This window comes from Streptomyces sp. DSM 15324 (assembly GCF_001514285.1).
Taxonomy (GTDB): Bacteria; Actinomycetota; Actinomycetes; order Streptomycetales; family Streptomycetaceae; genus Streptomyces.
On the sequence record NZ_KQ949025.1, the window covers coordinates 16,527 to 35,208 of the forward strand.

The window sequence follows — 18,682 nt, forward strand, 5'->3', positions numbered from 1 at the left end:
CAGAAGTCCTGAGCTTCGGTCCCGGCTCGAACGGCCGACCGAAGGGCGCGATCGTAACAACGCCCACCGGCACGCCGAAGGGCCGCCCCCCACGAAAGGGAGCGGCCCCGGAGGCGCCCCTTCAGGGACGCGGGGAACTGCGTGACGAGCCACCGACGGCCCGCGGTGAGCCGACGTCCTCAGCGGGTCGGCTCACTCGGCGGAGCGTTCAGTCGCCGTTGCCGGGCGACGGGGTCGTCTTCTGGATCTGCATCAGGAACTCGGCGTTCGACTTGGTCTGCTTCATCTTGTCCAGGAGCAGTTCGATCGCCTGCTGCTGGTCGAGCGCGTGCAGCACCCGGCGCAGCTTCCACACGATGCCCAGCTCCTCGGCACCGAGCAGGATCTCCTCCTTGCGGGTGCCGGACGCGTCGACGTCCACCGCCGGGAAGATGCGCTTGTCGGCGAGCTTCCGGTCGAGCTTGAGCTCCATGTTGCCGGTGCCCTTGAACTCCTCGAAGATCACCTCGTCCATGCGGGACCCGGTGTCCACCAGGGCGGTGGCGAGGATGGTCAGCGAGCCACCGTCCTCGATGTTGCGGGCCGCGCCGAAGAAGCGCTTCGGCGGGTACAGGGCGGTCGAGTCGACACCACCGGACAGGATGCGGCCGGAGGCCGGGGCGGCGAGGTTGTACGCACGGCCCAGGCGCGTGATCGAGTCGAGCAGCACGACGACGTCGTGGCCCAGTTCCACCAGACGCTTGGCGCGCTCGATGGCCAGCTCGGCGACCGTGGTGTGGTCCTCGGCCGGGCGGTCGAAGGTCGAGGAGATGACCTCGCCCTTGACCGACCGCTGCATGTCGGTGACCTCTTCCGGACGCTCGTCGACGAGGACGACCATCAGGTGGCACTCGGGGTTGTTGTGCGTGATCGCGTTGGCGACCGCCTGCATGATCATGGTCTTGCCGGTCTTCGGCGGGGCCACGATCAGACCGCGCTGGCCCTTACCGATCGGCGACACGAGGTCGATGATGCGGGTGGTCAGCACGCCCGGGTCCGTCTCCAGGCGGAGGCGGTCCTGCGGGTAGAGCGGGGTCAGCTTGTTGAACTCCGGTCGGCCACGGCCGTGTTCGGGCGCCATGCCGTTGACGGAGTCGAGGCGGACCAGCGCGTTGAACTTCTCGCGCCGCTCGCCTTCCTTGGGCTGGCGGACCGCGCCGGTGAGGTGGTCGCCCTTGCGCAGGCCGTTCTTGCGGACCTGGGCGAGGGAGACGTACACGTCGTTCGGACCGGGCAGGTAGCCGGAGGTCCGGATGAACGCGTAGTTGTCGAGGATGTCGAGGATGCCCGCGACGGGGATCAGGACGTCGTCGTCGGCGAGCTGCGGCTCGGGGGTACCGATCTCGTCGCGCCCGCGGCGGCCACGGCGGTCGCGGTAGCGGCCGCGGCGGCCACGACGGTCACCGAACTCGTCGTCGTCCTGCGGACCGGTGTTGCGGTCCTGACGGCTCTGCTGCTGGGTCTGCTGGCCGCGCTGCTGCTGGCCGCCCTGCTGGTCGTCGCCCTTGCCGCGGCGGTCGCCACGGTCACCGCGGTCACGGCCGCGGTCACCGCGGTCGCCCCGCTCACGGCGGCCCTGGCGGCGGCCGTCGGCCTCGGCGGCGTCGGCCGTGCGGGCCTCGGCCTGCGGCTGCGCGGGCGTCTCGGCCTTGGCCTCGGCGACGACGGTCTCGGCGCCGGAGGCGGTGGGGCTGCCCGCGTCGGCGGTGGCCCGGCGACGGCGGCGCTCGACGGGAGCGTCGTTGCTGGCCGGCTGGCCGGGGATCTCGATCTGCTGCTGGGCCACGGCCTTCTCGGCGGGGGCCTCGGCCTTGGGCGCGGCGTCCGCCTTCTTCTCGGCGGCGTCCTCGCCCGCGCGGGCCTTGGTGGCGGCGCGGCGCTTGGGCTTGGTCTCGGCGGCCGGGGCGTCGGCCTTCGCCGGGGCGGAGCCTCCGGCGGCCTGCGCCTCCTTGATGACCTCGATCAGCTGGCTCTTGCGCATCCGCGCGGTGCCCCTGATGCCGAGGCCGGATGCGACCTGCTGGAGCTCGGCCAGCACCATGCCCTCGAGGCCGGTACCGCGGCGCCGCCGGGAGCCGGCACCGGTGGCAGGCGCGGAGGCGTCCGTGGCGGGCGCGGCAGCGGTCTCCTCGACACGTGCGCCCATCAGATCGGTGGTGTCGCTCACGAAGGGTCCTTCCCTGGAGCGGACGTCGGCCTGTCTGGCTCGGCGACCGGTTGTGCTGTCCGACTTCGGTCCATGCTCTGGCGAAGCCGGGGCGGTGGTCCGCCACAACGGCGGAGAGAGATTTGCTGGTGATGGCGCTTCCGCGCCAAAGCGTGACACCCAGTGTCACGTGGCGTGGTAGCACCGATTCCGGAGCGTGCCCCGCGGACCGCTCAGCGCCGGTGTACGGCGTACTGCCCAGATACGACGTACGGAACGCAGTGCGGCTTGGGGAGCTCCCGGAAGAATGTCTGTCCCGGACGGGGACACGAAGCACCTCGCCATGGTGGGGTCGGGTGCAGACTTGAGGTTAACACTACCGGATCCAACAAACATTCCCCCTCTCGAAATCCGGCAACCGTGCACTTAAATGTCGCCGGAGTGCGTTTCACCAGCGGGAGCGAGCGGCAGAACACTCGCCCCCCGCAGGTCCAGGGCCAGGCGGTTGGCGGCCCAGTCCGCGCCCGCCAGAGCCTCGACCTTGTCGGCCGTCTCCGCGTCGGCGAGCGCCATCACGGTGGGGCCGGCGCCGGAGATCACCGCGGGGATCCCGTCGGCGCGCAGCCGCTCCACCAGGGCGGCGCTCTCCGGCATCGCGGGGGCGCGGTACTCCTGGTGCAGTCGGTCCTCGGTGGCCGGCAGCAGCAGCCCGGGGCGCCGCGTGAGGGCCTCGACGAGCAGGGCGGCACGGCCCGCGTTGGCGGCGGCGTCGACGTGCGGCACGGTGCGCGGGAGCAGGCCGCGCGCGGTTTCCGTCAGTACCGGCTTTCCGGGGACGAAAACCACCGGAACGATGGAATCGGCGGGCTCCATCCTGATCGCCCGCGCGGCGCCCGCCTCCATCCAGGAAAGCGTGAATCCGCCGAGCAGACAGGCGGCGACGTTGTCGGGGTGGCCCTCGATCTCGGTGGCGAGTTCGAGCAGACCGGCGTCGTCGAGCCGGGACTCGCCGCCTATGGTCACCGCGCGCGCGGCGACGATGCCGGCGCAGATCGCGGCGGAGGAGGAGCCGAGGCCCCGGCCGTGCGGGATGCGGTTGGCGCAGACGATCTCCAGGCCGCGCGGCTGGCCGCCCAGGACGTCGAAGGCGGTGCGCAGGGAGCGGACGAGGAGGTGCTTCTCGTCACGCGGCAGGGTCTCGCTGCCCTCGCCCGCGATGTCGATGTGCAGCCCGGAGTCGGCCACCCGGACGACGACGTCGTCGTAGAGCCCCAGCGACAGGCCCAGGGCGTCGAAGCCGGGGCCGAGGTTGGCGCTGGTTGCGGGGACGCGCACCCGTACGGGGGCGGCGCGGAAGGCGGGACCGGCCATCTCTCGATGACTCTCCTTGAGCTGCGTGGCTGTCGAATGACATGCGCTAGATACGTGACGACCCCGGGGCCGCGAGGGCGACACGACGCTGCGGCATATGCAGCGGGCGGGTTCGGTACAGCCTATCGAAGGAAGGTTCTGCGGCGACATAGGGCGCACAGGAGGCGCACGATGCGTGTCGTAAGCCCCCTGTGCATCCCCTACGGGGTTAACCCCGCGTCGACCGGGTGCGCGCGGCGCCCTAGGCGAGACCCAGGCGGCCCGCTGCCGCCGCCGCGTCGACCGGGACGACCACCGGACGCGGGGCGCCCTCGGTGGCCCAGCCCGGGTCCTTGAGGCCGTTGCCGGTGACGGTGCAGACGATCCGCTGGCCCGGGTCGACGTCGCCGCGCTCGGCGGCCTTCAGCAGACCGGCCACGGACGCGGCGGACGCGGGCTCCACGAAGACACCCTCCTGCGCGGCCAACAGCCGGTAGGCGCGCAGGATCTCACGGTCCGTCACCTCGTCGATGAGGCCGCCCGACTCGTCCCGCGCGGCCAGCGCGTACTGCCAGGACGCCGGGTTGCCGATCCGGATCGCGGTGGCGAGGGTGGACGGGTCCTTGACGACCTCGCCGCGCACGATGGGCGCCGAGCCGGAGGCCTGGAAGCCCCACATCCGGGGCGTCCGCGAGGCGATGCCGTCGCCGGCGTACTCCTTGTAGCCCTTCCAGTAGGCGGTGATGTTGCCCGCGTTGCCGACCGGCAGGACATGGATGTCCGGGGCGTCGCCCAGCATGTCCACGATCTCGAACGCGGCGGTCTTCTGCCCCTCGATGCGCACCGGGTTGACCGAATTGACCAGCGCGACGGGGTAGTTGTCGCTCAGCTGACGGGCGAGCGTGAGGCAGTCGTCGAAGTTGCCGTCGACCTGGAGGATCTGCGCGCCGTGGACGAGGGCCTGCCCCATCTTGCCGAGCGCGATCTTGCCCTGCGGCACGAGCACGGCGGAGACCATGCCCGCGCGGACGGCGTAGGCGGCGGCCGAGGCGGAGGTGTTGCCGGTGGAGGCGCAGATGACCGCCTTGGCGCCGTCCTCCTTGGCCTTGCTGATGGCCATGGTCATCCCGCGGTCCTTGAAGGACCCCGTCGGGTTGGCGCCCTCCACCTTGAGGTGGACCTCGCAGCCCGTGCGCTCGGAGAGCACCTGCGCGGGCACGAGGGGCGTACCACCCTCACGGAGCGTCACCACGGGAGTGCTGGCGGACACCGGCAGCCGATCCCGGTATTCCTCGATGATTCCGCGCCACTGGTGGGTCATTGCTGGTTACTCTCCTTCAACCCGCATGATGCTGGCGACACCCCGCACGGTGTCGAGCTTGCGCAGCGCCTCGACGGTCCCGCTGAGGGAGGCGTCGGACGCGCGGTGGGTGACGACGACGAGGGAGGCCTCGCCGTCCTTGCCCTGCTGCCGAACGGTGTCGATCGACACCCCGTGCTCGGCGAAGACGGTGGCGACCTGGGCGAGAACCCCCGGTTTGTCGGCCACGTCCAGGCTGATGTGGTACCGGGTGACGACGTCACCCATCGGCGACACGGGCAGGGCGGCGTACGACGACTCGCCGGGCCCCGTTGCCCCGCTGAGCCGGTTGCGGCAGACGGCGACCAGGTCGCCGAGCACGGCGGAGGCGGTGGGGGCACCGCCGGCGCCGGGGCCGTAGAACATCAGCTGGCCCGCCGCGTCGGACTCCACGAAGACGGCGTTGTAGGCGCCGCGCACGGAGGCGAGCGGGTGGGTCAGCGGAATCATGGCGGGGTGCACGCGCGCGGTGACGGAGCCTCCGTCGGCGGCCCGCTCGCAGATGGCGAGCAGCTTGATGGTGCAGCCCATGTTCTTGGCGGAGGCGAAGTCGGCCGCGGTGACCTCGGTCATCCCCTCGCGGTAGACGTCGTCGAGGTGCACGCGCGTGTGGAAGGCGATGCCGGCGAGGATGGCGGCCTTGGCGGCGGCGTCGAACGCCTCCACGTCGGCGGTCGGGTCGGCCTCCGCGTATCCGAGGGCGGTCGCCTCGTCGAGGGCTTCCTGGTACCCCGCCCCCGTGCTGTCCATCTTGTCGAGGATGAAGTTGGTCGTCCCGTTGACGATGCCCATCACCCGGTTGATCTTGTCGCCGGCGAGGGATTCCCGCAGCGGCCGGATCAGCGGAATGGCCCCGGCGACGGCGGCCTCGTAGTACAGGTCCTTGCCGTGCTCGTCGGCGGCGGCGTGCAGGGCGGCCCCGTCCTGGGCGAGCAGCGCCTTGTTGGCGGAGACGACGGAGGCGCCGTGTGCGAAGGCGGTGGTGATGAGCGTCCGCGCGGGCTCGATCCCCCCGATGACCTCCACCACGACGTCGATGTCCCCGCGTTTGACGAGGGCGGTGGCGTCGGTGGTGACGAGGGACGGGTCGATGCCGTCGCGCACCTTCGACGGCCGCCGCACGGCCACCCCGGCGAGCTCCACCGGGGCGCCGATCCTCTGGGCGAGGTCGTCGGCGTGCGTCGTCATGATGCGCGCCACCTCTGAGCCGACCACTCCACAGCCCAGCAGCGCCACCTTCAGCGGACGCGTACGCATCATCCGACCTCGTTTCCTCATACCGTCTACGGTTGGACCAGTCTCACCCACCGGACCGGAGTTTCTGCCCCTGGTCCGGATCGTGAGACATCTATTTCATTTTCACCGGGGCGGGCGGCAGAAGATTCTCCCGCCCCCTCTGTTTTCGTTTCCGTGCGGCTTTTCCCTTACCGGAATCCGGTCTCACCGGAGATCGTGTTCACCCGACACCCAGCGATCCAGGCCCCCGACCCCGAACGATCCAGATCCCCCGGCCCCGAACGAACCAGGTCTTCCGGCCCCGAACGAACCAGGTCTTCCGACACCGAACCCTCCGGGTCACCCGACGTCGAGCCGCAGCAGGTCGTCCTCCGTCTCCCGCCGGACGATGACCCGCGACTCGCCGTCGGCCACGGCGACGACCGGCGGCCGCAGCACATGGTTGTAGTTGCTCGCCATGGACCGGCAGTAGGCACCCGTGGCCGGTACGGCGATCAGGTCACCCGGTGCCAGGTCCGACGGCAGGAACGCGTCCTTGACCACGATGTCCCCGCTCTCGCAGTGCTTGCCGACGACCCGCACGAGCATGGGCGCGGCGTCCGAGGTGCGCGAGACGAGCGCGACGCTGTACTCGGCGTCGTACAGCGCGGTGCGGATGTTGTCGGACATGCCGCCGTCGACGGAGACGTACGTGCGCAGCCCGTCGAGCGGCTTGATGGTGCCGACCTCGTAGAGCGTGAAGGCGGTCGGTCCGACGATGGCCCGCCCGGGCTCCACCGAGATCCGCGGCGTACGCAGCCGGGCGGCCTCGCACTCCCGTGTGACGATCTCGGTGAGCGCCTTGGCGATCTCGTGCGGCTCGCGCGGGTCGTCATCGCTGGTGTACGCGATCCCGAGCCCGCCCCCGAGGTCGATCTCGGGCAGCTCGACGCCGTGCTCGTCCCGGACGTCCTTCAGCAGCCCGACGACGCGGTGCGCGGCGACCTCGAACCCGGACATGTCGAAGATCTGCGAGCCGATGTGGCTGTGGATGCCGATGAGCTCGATCCCGTCGAGCTTCAGCGCCCGCCGCACCGCCTCCGCGGCCACGCCGCCGGCCAGGGGGATCCCGAACTTCTGGTCCTCGTGCGCCGTGGCGATGAACTCGTGGGTGTGCGCCTCCACCCCCACGGTGATCCGGATCTGCACCCGCTGCCGCTTGCCCAGCGACTGCGCGATATGGGCGACCCGCACGATCTCCTGGAACGAGTCCAGCACGATCCGCCCGACCCCGGCGCTCACGGCGCGGTGGATCTCCTCGCTCGACTTGTTGTTGCCGTGGAAGGCGATGCGCTCGGCCGGCATGCCCGCGGACAGCGCGGTGGCCAGCTCACCCCCCGAACACACGTCGAGGTTGAGCCCCTCCTCGTGCAGCCACCGCACGACGGCCCGCGAGAGGAAGGCCTTGCCGGCATAGAAGACGTCGGCATCGTCACCGAACGCACTGCGCCAGGCCCGCGCCCGGGCGCGGAAGTCGCTCTCGTCGAGGACGTAGGCGGGGGTCCCGTACTCCTCGGCGAGCGTCTTGACGTCGATACCCCCCACGGTCACGACCCCGTCCTCGTCCCGCCCGACGGTCTGCGCCCAGACCTTCGGGTCGAGGACGTTGAGGTCACTGGGCGGCGCGGAGTAGTGCCCCTCGGGAAGGACATCGGCGTGACGGGGCCCGGCGGGGTGTGCGGAACGGCTCATGTTCTGACTGGCTCTCTAGAGATGGTCGGGTGCGTCGATGCCGAGCAGGGACAGGCCGCCGGCCAGCACCGTCCCGGCGGCTTCGGCGAGCGCGAGCCGGGCGCGGTGGGCGGCCGAGGGTTTCTCCTCGCCGAGCGGCAGCACGACGGGGAGCAGCGCCAGCGTGGCGTCCGCGAGCACGACGAGATACCGAGCGAGCCGCGAGGGCGCGGCGACCCCCTCCGCGCGGGGCAGGGCGGCGACGGTGGCGAGGACGCGGGGGTAGTCGGCGAGAAGGGGCAGGAGAGACAGGGACGCCGCATGCCCCCCTTCCTCCCCTTCCTCCCCCATGCCTCCAGCCTCGGCGGTGAACCCGAGATCGCCGGCGTTACGGCCTAGGGCGCGGGTGCGGGCGTGGGCGTACCGGACCCGGAAGAGGGGGTTGCTCTCACGCTGGACCAGATGATCGGCGGTGACGCGCGGCCGGTCGTGGGGGGCGGGGTGGAGCAACGCCCAGCAGGCGGCGTCGAGCCCGAGGGGGGTGGGGTCCTCGGGGGCGGGGTGGGGGCGCAGGTCGAGGGGGGTGGGGGTGGCCGTGGGGGGAGCGGTGGGTCGGGGGTCACCGGCGGGCTGCGCGGCCTCGAGCGGCGTGGTGAGCTCGGTGGGAGCGCTGCGGCTGTTGAGGTGGGGGCGCTGGACGGCGATGCGGGTGGCCGGGGAGGCGGCGGTCCGGGTGGCCTGCGAGGCGGCGCGAGGGGACTGGGAGGGGTGGGAGCTGCCGGGGAGGGGCTGCGAGCTGCCGGGGAGTGGTCCCGGGGCGCCTGGAAGGGGCTCCGAGACAGCGAAGGCAGGCTCCGAGACAGCGAAGGCAGGCTCCGAGACAGCGAAGGCAGGCTCCGAGACACCTGGACGGGGCTCCGAGTCGTCGAACGGGGGCTCCGAGGCGCCGGGAGAGGGCTGCACGGCGAGGTGTTGGGCGTCGAGAGGCTGGGCGTCGAGAGGTTGGGCGTCCAAGTGGTCGAGAGGTCGGGCGTCGAAGTGTTGGGCGCCTGCGAGGTGATGGACGGCGACGCGCCCGCCCTGGGAGGCGACGATCCGCGCCAGGGCGTCGGCGAGAACCTCGGCCCGGACCTCGAACGGCACGCGCACCTCGTACACCTGCCCGGCAAGGCTGTCGCCGTGCCCGTACCGCATCCCTTCCGCCAGGATCCGCCGGACGAGCGCGGTGCCGGCGGCGTGCCGATCGAGGCTGATGTTGAGGAACCCGGGCCCGGTGATCTCGACGCAGGTGACGCCTTCGGAGCGGGCGAGATGGGTCCGCAGCACCTCGGCGACCCGGAGGGCGGGCTGCCCGGCGGGGCGGGCCAGCTGCAGGGCGATGTTCGTGGCGTAGTCCCCGGCCCCTCCGGGCCCCGGCGGCGAGACGACGGCCCGCGCCGGGACGGCCACGCTCAGCTCTCCGGCATCGACAGCACGACGTACCGCGTGCAGCACGGTGCGGGAGAGCTCGACGGGGGTCACGGGACAAGCGTAGGGGAGGAGGGGGGTGGGTAGGCGAGCCGGTTTGGGGAGGTCCCGGGATGTGGACGCCGGGCTTGATGGCCCTGGCCTCCCGCACTGCCCCTACTCCCAAACCTTCCGAAACCTTCCGAAACCCTATTCCGAAGCGGCAGGCCCCCCACTCCCCTGCCCGGCCCCAAGGGAGGTCCCGAGCCCGAATCCCCTACCGAGCCCACTGCCTCGGCGGTCCTCGCTCGGCGCCCCGTCCAGCAACTGCCGTACGAGGGCGACGAGTTCATGGGGTTCGAAGGGCTTGGCGAGGAACGCGTCGATGCCGACGTCAAGGCCGGCCTCGATCTCGTACGGAGTACACGCGCTGATGATCGCGAGGGGAAGATCACGCGTCCGGGGATCGGAACGCAGCCGAGCGGCGGTCCGAAGGCCGTCCAGACGGGGCATGACGACGTCGAGCGTGACGACGTCGGGCCGCACCTGATGAACGACTTCCAGACACTCGGCACCATCGGAGGCGGTCACGACCTCGAGACCCTCAAGCTCGAGATTGACCCTGATCAGCTGCCGGATGACCTTGTTGTCGTCCACAACAAGCACCCGACCCGACGCGCCTGGCACAACTCGAGAGTAGGTCGACACCGGCCACCGCGTCCGGGTTTTCCCCACTTCCACCCCGTGCGGGCGACACCCGCCCCTCCTCGCCGACGTAAACCCGTTCATGAACACCCCGGGGGAGCTGGTAGTGTTCCACCTGTCGCCGCGAGCAACAGCCCGCACCCGACACGCCCCCGTAGCTCAGGGGATAGAGCAACGGCCTCCGGAGCCGTGTGCGCAGGTTCGAATCCTGCCGGGGGCACCTTGGATTAGGTGCCTAAAGACCCCGTCACCAGCGGAAACGCTGATAACGGGGTCTTCGCGTATGGTACGGGTTGCCCCTAGTCGGCGGTGACACCCCAGTAGCCGATCTGCGCGGGCCTACCGTCGCGGTAGAGGACTGTGCAGTTCCCTTGGGCGCGGCCCGGGTATTCCAACTGCTCGGAATAGAGAGCGAGGTCCCACTCCTCGTAGGTGGGCCGGCCGTGGGGAGCCCACGCACGCACCTCACCATCGGTCAGCGGTCGCATGAACGGGCCGTCGTCGCTGTCCGCGGCCTCGATCATGAGAGGGAAGTCCAGCACGGTGCCTGTGCCGCCGGTGAAGATGTACTCCTGCCACTCCGGGTCGCGCCAGAGTTCCTCGAGGGACCGGCCCTCGAAGCCGTGGTTGTCCCGCGCCAGCTCGTCTTCCTGGGCCTGCCGGAACGCGGCCGCCAGATCACGCTGATACGGGCCTGTGTGGGTCCATGCGTTGGCGCCCATATGCGTCCCCTCTCCATCGAATTGTTTGTGCAACAGCGGAGCGTAAGAGACGGCAGTGACAGGGCACCGGGGCCCGACGATGGGCACACCCTGGAGCCCACCCACAGATCCCGCAGGGAAAGCCGGCAGGCACCTCGCTGAGGCGCGGGGTCAGGCCCGACTCCAAGTCTGGCGAGGGCGAGCGACGCTGTACACCTGTTCGACCTTCTCAGCCGTCAGCACCCCCGAGAGCGGCGCCAGTGCCGGTACCTGCTTTCGGCAGGCACTTCGGTGCGAGCCGCGAAGATCATCCAACGTCATGCCTTGTCCCTGAGGCGCCGCTTCCACCATGGGTCCCCGCTCGCCGCGTAGGGATCAGGGAGTGTTCGTGCCACATAGCGTTCGTCCAAGGGAGCAACCACCGCCAGGAAGTCACGTCTGCTCCTGCGTCGCATCGAGGCCGCGACATCCTGCAACAGCGTTCGGGCGTGCATGTCCTTCCAGCACGTTGTCCCGTAGCCGTGGTTTGCGCCCTGCCCCGGCCACTCGTGCAGGGCCAGAGCCCAGGCGCTGAAGGCACGGGCCACATGCCCTGCCGGCAGCTGATGACGGGACTCGAACCGAGCGATCTCGTGATTCGTCGCGGCGCACAAGCCGTCAATGACCGGGATTCTGCTGGTCAGTTGGCGTCTAGGCCATTCAGCCCTGATCTCGCCCGGGGAACGGCGAGCCATGAGAACTTCCCTTATGACGAAGGACGGAGTACTTCAAGGTACCGCGCACGTACTCGGGTGAGTGCCGCGAGCGAGTGGGAACGCTTGCAACCGTCGCCTCGACGCGGGCCGTTGAACAGCACATCGGCAATGAGGGTGTGCTGCGGTCGAGTTGCCGGGTGCCTCGCGGGAATCAAAACCGCAGGTCACCTGGGCGGATCAGGCATGATCAAGACCCGGTTGCGAGCGGAATACCTCTCGGATGGCAACCGGGTCCGTGGGAATCATGTGGAGCGGGACCATACTATGTGTGCGGTATTGCTCCCTCTGGTTGCCAGAGATGAAGAACCCTCGGTCCGGCAACCAAGCTCGCCCGTCCCGGCGGAAGCGGACGACCCCGAAACCGATGTACGCCTTCTCTCCCGATTCGGCCAGCGTGTTGGAAAAGATGTAACGAAACGTCCGGGTCTTTTTGTCCAAGTAGCTGACCTCGGTGGTCCAGTGACAGAACGGCCTGCCGTCATTGTGGTAGTTGGTTCCGTCAAACGCCGACATGCCTCGACGCTTGTTGAATCTGATCTCACTCATACTGCACCGCTGTTCGGCGAGCGGAGCCGTAGCGGTTCTGGACTACCCACGCCAAGCGACACGGAAGCCTCTGGCGCCCTCAGGGGTGAGGGCCGCCGACAACGCGGGACCGGCCGGGCAGTCGTCCCGCACTCGGTACCCGTAGGGGGCGAGCCACTCCGATCACCTCATCGCCTCATCGCCTCATCGTCCCTGGGTACTTGAGGCCTTCCGGCACAGCCGCTTCGGTGGAAGTGCCGCTGCGGGTCGTCATGGAGGATGAGAGGGGTGGGGATCCATGGCTTGCAACCAGAGTCCCGAGGTGGCTCCCGGGGACCTTTGTGCCCACCCGGGCGGCACTGACAGCGGGCAGCAGTCGGCACTCAGCCCCACGGCCCCCGACCGGTCTGCCCGGTCAGGGGCCGTCCTTTTCCGGGCGCGGGGCGCGTTCGGGGGGTGGCAGGGGTCAGGTGCGGCTCTTGGAGCGGTAGAGGTACGTCGTCAGCGGGGCGAAGATCCAGCTGACGCTGACCGCGTAGACCAGTAGCAGGAGCATCGTGGCCAGTACGCCGCGCACTCCGCCGTCGGGGCGGAAGCCGGGCGCCAGGCCGACGGCCGTCGTGGTGGTCAAGACAGCGTGCGTGCCATGGTGGCCTGGGAGTTTGGTGAGGTCGAGTGACCGGGCCCCGTCGGGGAAGGCACAGCAGCTCGGCCCGGACCCGGTAGCCGTGCGCCCTGCCGAAGCCGCGGACCACCCCGCGGACCACCCCGAGGACGGAGCACCCCGAGGATCAAGAGCTACGGCGTCGTCATCATCCGTCTCGTCCAGGACGCCCACCGGTCAGGGGCAGCACCGGGGCGTTGCCGCTCGGCATCGGGACCGCGCCGGCGACGGTGCTGCGCGAGGGGCACCGATGTGCTGCGGCGCAGCAGGGTCGGCGGCGGGGCAGCGTCCGGCTCCGGCGGAGAGGCACAGAGAGGCGGGAATCGGCCCGCTTCCCGGAGGAGAGCTGCTCGGGGAGGCCGTCACCCGGTGCCTGAACCGGCCCGGTTCACAGCAGGTCCGCCCAACTCCCCCAGCCGCTGCTCGCCTTGCTCACCCGGGCCTTGAAGGCGCCCGTCCCCGTGCCGGCGTAGAAGTACAGGGCGCCCGCGGACGTCGTGGCCATCAGGTCGGGTTTGCCGTCGCCGTTGGCGTCGCCGGGCGAGAAGAGCTTCTTGTAGGCCTGCCAGCCCGTTCCGACCTTCACCCGGGCGGCGAAGGGCGCGGTGGCCGAGCCCGTGCCCGCGTAGCGCCACAGGGTGCCCGAGGTGTCCCGGGCCAGGAGGTCCGGGCGGCCGTCTCCGGTGAAGTCGCCCGCGCCGAGCAGGGCGTTGTAGCGCTGCCAGCCGGTGCTGATCTTGGCCGGGGCGGCGACCGAGGTGCCGGTGCCGTCGCCCGGGTAGAGGTAGAGGGTGCCGGCGCCGGTGACGGCCAGCAGATCGCTCCTGCCGTCGCCGGTCACGTCACCGGGGCCCACGATCCGGCGGTAGGAGGTGGAGCCCGTGGCGAGGGTGGGGTCCGAGAGGGCGTAGTACGCCGGGTTGGTCAGTCTGCCCGTGCCGACGGAGTGGACGACCAGGTCCGCCAGGCCGTTCTGGCGCAGGGAGACGGCGTAGGACAGGCGGGTGGTGGAGGTGGGCCAGCCCGTGCCGACGAGGAGTCTGCCGGTGAGGGTGCCCGTGCCGCTCACCTGGTAGCTGTAGACCGCGCCGGCCGAGGTGCGGGCCAGCGCACCGAACTTGCCGTAGTGCGGGTTGTTCCCCGCCCCCGCGAACTGGGTCACCTTGCCCCAGCCCTTGCTGCGGGCGGCCCTGGCGCCGAAGGTGCCGGTGCCGGTGCCGGGGTAGAACCAGAGCTGACCGGCGAAGTCCCTGGCCAGCAGGTCGGTCCTGCCGTCGCCGTCCCAGTCGCCGCCGCCGATGATCTGGCCGTACGAGGCCCACTCGGTCTTCGTGTCCTTGACCCTGGCGTTGAAGGTGCCGCCCTTCTTGCCCGTGTAGCGGTAGAGGACCCCCGCCGGGGTGCGGGCCAGGACGTCGCCGACACCGTCGCCGTTGAGGTCACCGGCGCCGATCAGCTGGTCGTACTGCTGCCAGCCCGTGCCGACCGTCACCCGGCTGCCGAAGGCACCGGTGCCCGTGCCGGGGTAGTAGTACAGGGTGCCGCCCGGGGTGCGGGCCAGCAGGTCGGCCTTGCCGTCGCTGTTCAGGTCGCCCGGGGCGACGACCTTGTCGTAGATCTGCCAGCCGGACGCGACCGTGCGGTACGAACCCAGACCGCCGGGGGTGCGGGCGTAGACGCCGGTGTGGAAGTAGAGCACACCGGCCGGGCTCAGGGTCAGCACGTCCTGGACGCCGTCCGAGTCGAGGTCGCCCGGGGTCAGGACGTCCTTGACCTTGGCCACGTCCGTGTCGAGGGCCATCGTCTCGGCCGCGCCGGTGTTGACGTACAGCTGGCCCGCCACATTGCGGTAGACGAGGTCGGACGTGCCGTCCCCGTCGAAGTCGCCGCGCGCCGGTGCGGTCGCGTCCGCGTCGCCGGGCGTCAGTACGAAGACGCCGGCCACCAGCACCGCCACCGTGCCGGCCAGCGCCGAGGTCTTCCGCGCGCGGGGGCGGCGGCGCCCGGAACGGCGCCCGGTACCTGCCTCGTGCCGCCGGGATCGGAGGGTGAACACATGCTCTCCCGGAGGGTCAGGGGGTGGTGGAGGCGACGGGGGTGACGGGAACGCCGGAGCCGCCAGGGGTGCCGGAGGAGGCGTCGGAGGGGAGGTCGGGGGGCGTCCCGGAGGCGGTGTCGGCGGTCGCGTCCGCCGTGGCCGTCGCCTCTTCCGGGGTGGAGGCCGGGGAAGGCGTCGCCGGCCCGGCCGGGTCGGCGGTGGCCGTCGCCCCGTCCGTCCCGGACGGTGAGTCCTGCGCGCTCGCCGCCGTCTCCCGCTCCACGCCCACCTGGTACACGCCCGGCACCCCGTCCTCCACCCGGAAGGTCGCGGCCGTCGCCGTCGTGCCGTTCTTCGTGAGCACCGTGGAGATCGCCCGCAGCCGGGCCTCGATGCCGTCGGCGGTGATGTCGAGGAGGAGATAGCCGCGCCGGGCGTCGATCATCTTCCAGTGCGGGTTGTCCGCCAGCTTGGGCGCCCACTCGGCGGCGAAGGCGGCCAGGTCCTCGTCGCCGCTGCTGGAGATGGACGTCCCGACGAACTCCGCGCCGACCACGGCCGAGTCGGGGTCGGCGAAGTCCAGCTTGAGGTCGCTGACGATGGTGCGGTGACGGTCGCCGGACAGCACGACCGGGTTGCGGACGTCCTGGAACTCGGCCAGCAGGGCGGCGCGTTCCTTCTGGTAGCCGTCCCAGGCGTCGTACGACCACTCCTTGCCGACCCCCGCCAGGAAGTCGGTCTCGGCCATCATCACCTGGGAGGCGACCAGGTTCCAGCGCGCACCGGAGCCGCTCATGCTCTGCACCAGCCACTCCCGCTGGGTGTCGCCCATGATGACGCGGCCGTTCTGCAGCGCGCCGGCGGCGGTGGTCGCCTGGTCGTCGCGGTACTGCCGGGTGTCCAGGACGTGCAGCCGGGCCAGGGTGCCGAAGTCGAGGGAGCGGTACATCTGGACGTCCGGGCCGCTGGGCCGCTGCGCGGTCCGGATCGGCATGTGCTCGTAGAAGGCCTGGAAGGCGGCGGCACGGCGGGCCCGGAACTTGGCGGTGGGCCAGGCCACCGGGTCGTTCGCCACGTCACCGGCCCAGTCCTGCTCCACCTCGTGGTCGTCGAAGACGACGACGAACGGGGCGGCGGCACGCATCGCCTGGAGGTCCGGGTCGGTGTTGTACTGCTCGTGGCGGGCCCGGTACTGGGCGAGCGTGACGGGCTGTCCGGTGCCCTCGTGGCGGCGGACGCGGTACGAGTACGCGGAGCTCTCGTAGATGTAGTCGCCGACGAACAGCACCAGGTCCGGCTGCTGTGCGCGCATGTCCCGGTAGGCGGTGAAGTAGCCGTGCTGCCAGTTCTGGCAGGAGGCGAGCGCGATCCGCAGGTTCTCGGGGGTGCTGCCGGCGGCAGGGGTGGTACGGGTGCGGCCGGTGGGGGAGGTTCGGTCCAGCGCCTTGAACCGGTACCAGTAGTCGGTGGCCGGCGTCAGACCCGTGACGTCCACGTGGACGCTGTGCCCGAGGCTGCCGCTCGCGGTCGCCGTACCGCTCCTGACGATCGAGGTGAATCCGCTGTCCGCGGCGAGTTCCCAGGTCACGGGCACCGTGGGCGGCAGGATTCCGGAGTTGCCCGGGGTCGCGGGCAGCACCCTCGTCCACAGCACGATCGCGGTGGGCAGGGGATCTCCGGAGGCGACGCCGAGCTTGAAGACCGTGCCGCTCACCTCCGCGCCCGCGCCGGCCGCGGCGGCCGCGCCGCTCACCGAGGCGGAGGCGCGCTCCGGCAGCAGCTGCCCGGCGGCGGCCGCCCCCGCGGCTCCCAGAGTCACGGCTCCTGCGCCCAGGAACCTGCGTCGGCGCATGGCATGGTCGCTCGACTGCACGCGTGTGCCTTTCCCCCGGAAGGCGGTGCGCTGCGCGGCACCGGTGAAAGTGATCGCCGTGGATTCTATGCAATACCCTCACAGTCGTGGCCGCGGGGGCATGATCCGTTGATCTGCCCGCCCCGTCGGCCCGCCCGTCCACCTCCCTGTCCACCCGCCTGTCTCTCCGTCCGTCCGTCCGATGAAGCGTCCGTCCGCCGATGAAGCAGCAGGAGTCATGCGCCGACCGATGAGGTACGCCTTCGTGGCGGCCCTGCTCCTCGTGGGGGCGGCGGGCTGCTCGTCCGGCCCTGGTACGGCGTCCGGTGGCTCGCCCGACGTGTCGTCGGCCGAGACCGGGTACGTCCCGAGGGGTGGGTCCGGCGCGGGCTCGGCCCCGGACGCGGACCCGGACGCGAGCGCCGAAACCGACGACACCGGAAAGACCGGGAAGACGGGGAAGACGGGGAAGACCGGCGAGGAACGTGCCGGTGCCGGTGCCGACCGGGGCACCTCAGGCCCGTCCGCCGGCGTGCTCTTCGGCGCCGATTCCCTGCCGAGTCCCGCCGCCGATCACTGCCGTACGCAGGAGCTGACGGCCGTGGCGCGGAGCACCGGGCAGGGCCGGGCCTCCGTCGTGCTCACCCACGTGGGCGACGGCTCCTGCACGGTACGCGGCTTCCCCTCGCTGCTCTTCGAGGGCCGGACCGGGCGGACCGAACTGCCGGTGGACTGGGCCGGGTCGGCCGCCGAGGCCCCGAAGGTCACCCTCGGGCCGGGCGATTCCGCCGTCGCCGCGCTCACTTTCGCCAGCCTCGACGAGTGCGACGCGTTCCCCGGGCTCGACGTCGTCCCGCCCGGGGAGTCACGGCCGCTGACCCCTGCCTTCACCGCCTCGGACGGCAGGAAGAAGGCGGTGCGCGTCTGCGACACCGGGGTGCGGGTCAAGGCGTTCGCGCCCTCGACGTGAGGACGCCCGCCGCCGGTGGGTCAGAGCGTGCGCGTGCTGTCCCGGACGCGTAGGTCCACGGGGACCAGGGTCAGCGGCGGTACCGGTGGCCGCGGGCCGGCGGAGGCGTCGATGCGGTCCAGCAGGATGCGCAGCGAGATGGTGCCGATGTCCGTGAAGTCCGTACGGATGGTGGTCAGCGGGGGCAGGAAGTGCGCGGCCTCCGGGATGTCGTCGTAGCCGACGACGCTGACGTCCTCGGGGACGCCGCGGCCGGCCTCGTGCAGGGCGCGCAGGACGCCCAGGGCCATCTGGTCGTTGGAGACGAAGATCGCGGTGACGGACGGGTCCTTGGCGAGTGCGCGGCCCAGGTCGTAGCCGGAGTCGGCGCTCCAGTCGCCGATGAGCGGGGCGTGGATCTCGGCGCCGGCCGCCTTCAGGGTGTCCCGCCAGCTGTCGGCGCGGCGGTCGGCGGAGGTCCAGCCGGTCGGGCCCGCCACATGCCGGACGGTTCTGTGGCCGAGGGACAGGAGGTGTTCGGTGGCCTTGCGGGCGCCGGTGCGGGCGTCCGAGGTGACCATGGGGGTGCCGTCGCCGAGGTCGTTGTCCATGACCACCAGCGGGGTGTCCAAGTGGGCCTCGGCCAGCGCCCGCGCGACCCGCAACTGGGGGGCGATCGCGATCACTCCGTCGGCGCCCTCGGCGGAGAGCCGGTCCGCCGCGCGGATGACGGTGTCCTTGTCGGCGGTGTCCAGGGCGATCGAGCTGACAAGGTAACCGGCCTCCTGTGCGGCCGTGTTGATGGCCGTGAGGGTGGAGGCGGGGCCGTAGCGCGCGGCGTCGAAGGAGATCACCCCGAGCATCCGGGTGCGGCCGCTGGCCAGGGAGCGGGCGCTGCTGCTCGGGCGGTAGCCGAGGGTGCGCATCGCCGCCCGGACGGCCTCGCGGGTCTCGGCGCGCACGGCCGGGTTGTCGTTGAGCACCCGGGAGACCGTCTGTTTGGAGACGCCGGCGAGTTTCGCCACGTCGTCCATCACGGGGCGCGTGCCGGCGAAGTTGCGGCGGCTGCGTCCCTTGGTCGCCGGGCCGTCGGCGGCGCCTTGGGTCATGGTGGGTGCTCTGCTTCCTTCGGCCTGGACTGCTCCGCGGACCGGCCCGGCGCCGGCCGTGGATCCACCGGGCCTGCCCCGCCCGGCTGCCCACAGG

The 18,682-nt window shown here is 71.3% G+C and carries 14 protein-coding genes and 1 tRNA gene; 2 read left to right on the plus strand and 13 right to left on the minus strand.

Going from position 1 to position 18,682, the window contains the following annotated elements; genetic code table 11:
• Positions 1–208: 208 nt before the first annotated feature.
• The 7 genes from rho to AQJ58_RS10405 form a co-directional block, all read right to left on the minus strand.
• A complete protein-coding gene (gene rho / locus AQJ58_RS10375; protein ID WP_067247872.1) occupies positions 209–2,206 on the minus strand; it encodes a transcription termination factor Rho in 1,998 nt (665 codons plus the stop codon).
• Positions 2,207–2,611: 405 nt separating this feature from the next.
• Positions 2,612–3,556 carry a homoserine kinase gene (gene thrB, locus AQJ58_RS10380; protein ID WP_067247874.1) on the minus strand — a complete coding sequence of 315 codons (945 nt, stop codon included), beginning with the start codon at positions 3,554–3,556 and terminating at the stop codon, positions 2,612–2,614.
• Between the two features lie 241 nt (positions 3,557–3,797).
• Positions 3,798–4,856 carry a threonine synthase gene (gene thrC, locus AQJ58_RS10385; protein ID WP_067247877.1) on the minus strand — a complete coding sequence of 353 codons (1,059 nt, stop codon included), beginning with the start codon at positions 4,854–4,856 and terminating at the stop codon, positions 3,798–3,800.
• A gap of 6 nt (positions 4,857–4,862) precedes the next feature.
• A complete protein-coding gene (locus AQJ58_RS10390) occupies positions 4,863–6,155 on the minus strand; it encodes a homoserine dehydrogenase (protein WP_067247879.1) in 1,293 nt (430 codons plus the stop codon).
• A gap of 315 nt (positions 6,156–6,470) precedes the next feature.
• Positions 6,471–7,862: a diaminopimelate decarboxylase gene (lysA, locus tag AQJ58_RS10395; protein WP_067247881.1), complete on the minus strand. Its 1,392-nt coding sequence runs from the start codon at positions 7,860–7,862 to the stop codon at positions 6,471–6,473.
• Positions 7,863–7,877: 15 nt separating this feature from the next.
• Positions 7,878–9,362: an ArgS-related anticodon-binding protein NrtL gene (nrtL, locus tag AQJ58_RS10400; RefSeq protein ID WP_079078841.1), complete on the minus strand. Its 1,485-nt coding sequence runs from the start codon at positions 9,360–9,362 to the stop codon at positions 7,878–7,880.
• A 135-nt stretch (positions 9,363–9,497) separates the two neighbouring features.
• Positions 9,498–10,076, minus strand: a complete 579-nt coding sequence (locus AQJ58_RS10405; RefSeq protein WP_199844580.1) for a response regulator — start codon at positions 10,074–10,076, stop codon at positions 9,498–9,500.
• 64 nt (positions 10,077–10,140) lie between these two features.
• Here AQJ58_RS10405 and AQJ58_RS10410 point away from each other — a divergent pair.
• Positions 10,141–10,212 (plus strand) — tRNA-Arg (locus tag AQJ58_RS10410).
• A 79-nt stretch (positions 10,213–10,291) separates the two neighbouring features.
• Here the strand turns inward: AQJ58_RS10410 and AQJ58_RS10415 are convergent.
• From AQJ58_RS10415 to AQJ58_RS10430, 5 genes are all read right to left on the minus strand, one after another.
• Positions 10,292–10,714, minus strand: a complete 423-nt coding sequence (locus AQJ58_RS10415) for a hypothetical protein (protein ID WP_067247891.1) — start codon at positions 10,712–10,714, stop codon at positions 10,292–10,294.
• Positions 10,715–11,625: 911 nt separating this feature from the next.
• Positions 11,626–11,994: a hypothetical protein gene (locus AQJ58_RS10420; protein ID WP_159056227.1), complete on the minus strand. Its 369-nt coding sequence runs from the start codon at positions 11,992–11,994 to the stop codon at positions 11,626–11,628.
• 445 nt (positions 11,995–12,439) lie between these two features.
• Complete coding sequence (locus AQJ58_RS45320; protein ID WP_199844563.1) at positions 12,440–12,604, minus strand: hypothetical protein; 165 nt, start codon at positions 12,602–12,604, stop codon at positions 12,440–12,442.
• Positions 12,605–13,025: 421 nt separating this feature from the next.
• A complete protein-coding gene (locus AQJ58_RS10425) occupies positions 13,026–14,693 on the minus strand; it encodes an FG-GAP repeat domain-containing protein (RefSeq protein ID WP_079078844.1) in 1,668 nt (555 codons plus the stop codon).
• Between the two features lie 16 nt (positions 14,694–14,709).
• Positions 14,710–16,494, minus strand: a complete 1,785-nt coding sequence (locus AQJ58_RS10430) for an alkaline phosphatase D family protein (protein WP_067247897.1) — start codon at positions 16,492–16,494, stop codon at positions 14,710–14,712.
• A gap of 271 nt (positions 16,495–16,765) precedes the next feature.
• On the opposite strand from AQJ58_RS10430, the gene AQJ58_RS10435 reads away from it, so the two are divergent.
• The gene (locus AQJ58_RS10435; protein WP_159056228.1) at positions 16,766–17,497 is read left to right on the plus strand and encodes a DUF4232 domain-containing protein; all 732 of its coding nucleotides are present in this window, start codon (positions 16,766–16,768) and stop codon (positions 17,495–17,497) included.
• A 20-nt stretch (positions 17,498–17,517) separates the two neighbouring features.
• Here the strand turns inward: AQJ58_RS10435 and AQJ58_RS10440 are convergent, their stop codons facing one another.
• Positions 17,518–18,585, minus strand: a complete 1,068-nt coding sequence (locus AQJ58_RS10440) for a LacI family DNA-binding transcriptional regulator (protein WP_067247901.1) — start codon at positions 18,583–18,585, stop codon at positions 17,518–17,520.
• Positions 18,586–18,682: the final 97 nt, after the last annotated feature.